The sequence below is a fragment of the Prochlorococcus marinus str. MIT 9314 genome (assembly GCF_000760035.1).
Taxonomy (GTDB): domain Bacteria; phylum Cyanobacteriota; class Cyanobacteriia; order PCC-6307; family Cyanobiaceae; genus Prochlorococcus_A; species Prochlorococcus_A marinus_B.
In genome coordinates, this window is the sequence record NZ_JNAO01000015.1 from 1 (window position 1) to 4,585 (window position 4,585).

The following is a 4,585-nucleotide window of genomic DNA, read 5'->3' on the forward strand; positions in this document are numbered from 1 at the left end:
CGCCATAGCCGCCACCTCCGTAGCCGCCATTATTTCCACCGCCATAGCCGACACCTCCGTAGCCACCATTATTTCCACCGCCATAACCGCCACCTCCGTAGCCGCCATTATTTCCACCGCCATAGCCGCCTCTTCCTCCTCTACGAGATCCACCGGAACCTCTTGGCTCAGCTTTATTAATTCTTAATGGTCTTCCCATAAGTTCCGTACCTTGCAAACCATCAATAGCTGTTGACTCAATCGCTTCATCTGCCATCTCAATAAATGCAAATCCTCTTTTCCTTCCAGTATCTCTCTCCAAAGGAAGAGAACAATTTAAAACCTCACCAAAAGGGGTAAACAACTGCATAACATCTTCACGCTCTGCTCGGAACGGCAAATTGCCAACAAAAATACTCACTTTAAACTCAACAAAAAATTTACCTTATAAAAAAACTACAATAAGTAGTCTCATAGTGTTGCCTATCTATACTACTTCAAAGCATACCCTTGTTGTAGAAAAATAATTGAGATTCAAAGTAACAATCTTTTTTTCCAATTATTTACCTCTTTTTCTACCTGAACAAAACCTGTACCTCCTTGGCTATTTCTTGATTTAACAACATTAAAAGGTTTAAGGTCCATAAAAACATCCTCATCAAATTCGGGATGAAATTTTTTAAATTCTTCAATTTTGAGATTTTTAAATAACATTTTTTTCTCCAGGCAATATTTAACCATTTGACCAACAACTTGATAGGCGGTCCTAAAAGGAACATCTTTACCAACTAAATAATCTGCCAAATCAGTAGCATTAGAAAAGTCGTTTTCTACAGAATCAGATAGATTTTTAATATTAAATTCAATGCCATCATTTATTAGAATAGTCATTGCTTTAACACAAGAAGATATTGTTTCAGAAGTATCAAATATTGGCTCTTTATCCTCTTGAAAATCCTTATTATAAGAAAGTGGCACTCCTTTGACCATAGTTAGCAATGCATGGAGATGCCCATACACTCTTCCTGTCTTTCCTCGTATCAATTCTGGAACGTCAGGGTTTTTTTTCTGCGGCATTAAGCTACTTCCTGTGGCACATTTATCTGTTAATTTTGCAAAAGAAAATTCATCTGTTACCCATAAAATTATTTCCTCTGAAATTTTACTTAAATGTGACATCAACAAAGCAGATGCAGAGACAAACTCAATACAAAAATCTCTATCACTTACTGCATCAATGCTGTTTTTATAAATCTTTTTAAAACCCAATTCAGTTGCTGTAAAGTGCCTATCTATTTTTATTTTTGTTCCAGCTAATGCTGCAGCTCCTAACGGAGAAATATTCACTCTTGAGCGTACTTCTTTATACCTTTCACGATCTCTTTGGAGCATTTCTATGTAAGCCAATAAATGATGAGCCAAAGATAATGGTTGAGCTCTTTGCATGTGGGTATACCCAGGAATCAAGGTATAGATATTAGATTGCGCAAGATTTAAGAAGGATTTTTGTAAATCGATTAATAAAATTTCAATATTGTCAATCTCTTTTCTAAGCCACAATCTTATATCTGTACCAACTTGGTCATTTCTGCTTCTACCTGTGTGTAATTTTTTTCCAGTTTCACCAATTAAACTTATTAGCTTTTCTTCTATGCAATAGTGAATATCTTCAGAAGGTGGGCCGGGAGAAAATTTACCCTCCAAATACTCAACTTTTATTAACTTTAAGCCATTAATAATTTGCAAAACTTCAGAAGAAGACAAAACTTTTGTTTTGCCAAGCATTTTCGCGTGGGCAATCGAGCACTCTAAATCTTCTAAAATAAGCTTTTTATCAAAACCAACTGAGGCATTAAACTTTTCAATAAAAGGGTCAAGTGCATTATCAAACCTTTTACTCCAAACTTTTGCCATATCAATTAGTAACTTTAAGTATCTCTAATAAAGCATTTTTTTTAATAAGTGACAAAAAATATCTATTTCACTTGAAAAATAACCATCGAAGCATCATCTTCAAGATGTCTGTTATGCCCTGTAAAATCATCTAACTTTTTAAATATTTTATTTAAGATTTCTTGGGATGTATAAGATTGCTTGCATAATTTTGTAAATATTTTAATTAATCTTTCCTCATCAAATCTTTGCCCTAAAGAGTTAGAAGTATCAATTACTCCATCTGTGTAATAAAGAACTAAATCATTTTGATTAAGCTTGATTTCACCACAATGATATTCAGCATCTTTTTGTAGTCCAAGTACAAATCCTTTCGTATCTAATTTAATAATTTTCTGATCTGAACTTTTCCAAAGCAGAGGAGGATTATGTGCTGCGTTAGCGAATCTCAATTTTCTAGTTCTAGGATCATAATCTGAGTAAAATAGTGTCACAAACCTATGCGATTGATCTAAATCATTTATTGCTAGTTGATTCAAATCATGTAAAATTCTATCTGGAGGCAGACCTGTAAGAACCTCTGCACGTAGCATTCCTCTTAACATAGTCATTAAAAGACCGGCTGGAATCCCTTTACCCATAACATCACCTATTACAAAAGCCCATCTTGATTTTTCTTTCCTTTTTTCAGAGATATTCGTCTTTAAGCACATAAAATCATAGTAATCCCCACCAAGCTGAAGAGCTGGTCTACAATGAGCAGCCATTTCTATACCATGGATAATTGGACAATAATCCGGGAGTAATTGAGATTGAATTTCAGCACCAGTAGAAATTTCTCTATCAACATTCTCATGCTTTTTCTTTGTTTTTATTAAGTAATGATTTTCTAATCCAACAGCTAAACAATTCTCAATAAAATTAAAATTACCATCTTCAGATATCGACTGACTAGAAGTATCTTTGCTAAAAATATAAATAAATCCTCTACATTTACCTTTAGATATTATTTTTTTTGTTTCAATTTTATATTCCTTAAATTTATTTTTTAAAGCATTTTCAAAATTTAGAATTTCTTTTATTTTAAAATTTTTTGAAAAATGAAATTGATTCAAAAAACTATTAATTTCTTCTTGAATTGTTAAATATTCATAATTAACAGAAATTTTTATATTTTCATTCCATATCTCCCCTTCGTAATTTAAAGGAATAATTAAAATTATATTCTCAGAAAAAATATGTTTAAAAATTAAGCATACATAATCCAGCAATTTATTTATGTTGGAAAACGACTTTAAATAATATGCTAAGGAAGATGCGATTTCAGCAAATTTATATTTATTTTTTTGAGTTATTTTCGGATCATTTTCTAAAAATTTTTGGATAAATTTATTCGAAAATATTTTTTCTTTTTGATTATTTGTCAAAGCAACTCTAATAGATAAATATGTTTTAACATTAAATTTAAGTTTTTTAAAAAAAAATTACATATTTATTTATCTGCAAGCATAGCCTCTACAAATTCATAACTATTAAATGGTCTCAAATCTTTTATACCTTCTCCAGCACCAATAAACCTTATAGGCAAATTTACTTCTTCTGATACAGCTAAAGAGACTCCTCCTCTAGAAGTGCCATCTAATTTAGTAATAATTGCTCCGCTTAAATCTGCTGATTTAGCAAAACTTTTTGCTTGCTTTAAGCCATTTTGTCCCTGACTTGCATCTAAAACTAATAATGATTCAACAATTGCATCTGGGACCTTTTTATCAATAATTTTTTTTATTTTTGCTAATTCATCCATCAAATTATTTTTTGTTTGCAATCTACCCGCTGTATCAACAAGTAATAAATCAACATTTCTTTTTTTTGCAGAATTAATTGCATCAAAAACTACAGCAGCTGGATCAGCATTTTTCGATTTATTAGATATTACATCAACATTACTTCTATCTCCCCACACTTTAAGTTGTTCTACTGCAGCGGCTCTAAAAGTATCAGCAGCAGCAATCAAAGTTTTATAATTACTTTTTGATGACAAGTATGCTAATTTTCCCAATGTAGTAGTTTTACCGACGCCATTAACTCCTACTAATAACCAAACATTTAACTTACCCTTTTGGGGTACTAAAAGATCAGAGCCCGAATCTTTTATGGGTTTATCGATAATTAATTTTAGCTCCTTCTTCAAGAATTTTATTCCTGCTTCTCCACCCACGACTTCCTCGTTTAATTTTGTTCTAAGAGAGCTTATAACTTTATCAGTTGAATCAATCCCTACATCAGCTCTTATCAGTAGAGTCTCTAAATCATCAAGAGATTCAGGAGTAAGAGGATCATCTCCCAATTTATCTAATAATTCAGTAACAAATCCTTTTCGGGTTTCTTCTAATCCTCTCCGTAATTTAGTTAACCAATCAATTTCATCAATCGATATTTGATTTATTTTTTTTCCTTGAGCAGCTAATACCATTGCAGACCAAGTAAAGTTGTCATCAAATTCTCCTAATTCAGTTTCAGGAATAGTTTTAGACTGTCCAGTAACAATTTCTTTATTAGGAATATCAATTAATTCTTGCTTTTGCTCTGCCTGTTTCTCTAATTCTTGCTTTTGCTCTGCCTGTTTCTCTAATTCTTGCTTTTGCTCTGCCTGTTTCTCTAATTCTTGCTTTTGCTCTGCCTGTTTCTCTAATTCTTGCTTTTGCTCTGCCTG

At 32.1% G+C, this 4,585-nt stretch carries 4 protein-coding genes; all 4 read right to left on the reverse strand.

Going from position 1 to position 4,585, the window contains the following annotated elements:
• Window positions 1-400: RNA-binding protein (locus tag EU98_RS0109330; protein WP_032516629.1), on the reverse strand; the 400-nt coding region annotated here is incomplete at its 3' end.
• A 113-nt stretch (window positions 401-513) separates the two neighbouring features.
• Complete coding sequence (gene argH / locus EU98_RS00015) at window positions 514-1,893, reverse strand: argininosuccinate lyase (RefSeq protein WP_032516630.1); 1,380 nt, start codon at window positions 1,891-1,893, stop codon at window positions 514-516.
• A gap of 62 nt (window positions 1,894-1,955) precedes the next feature.
• Complete coding sequence (locus tag EU98_RS00010) at window positions 1,956-3,299, reverse strand: PP2C family protein-serine/threonine phosphatase (protein WP_032516631.1); 1,344 nt, start codon at window positions 3,297-3,299, stop codon at window positions 1,956-1,958.
• A gap of 65 nt (window positions 3,300-3,364) precedes the next feature.
• Window positions 3,365-4,585 (reverse strand): signal recognition particle-docking protein FtsY (gene ftsY / locus EU98_RS0109335; protein WP_032516632.1); only part of this gene is annotated, 1,221 nt, incomplete at its 5' end.

Bases quoted from the DNA above. Each gene is read 5' to 3' on its own strand.
- argH (WP_032516630.1), bottom strand. From the start codon at position 1,893: ATGGCAAAAGTTTGGAGTAAAAGGTTTGATAATGCACTTGACCCTTTT.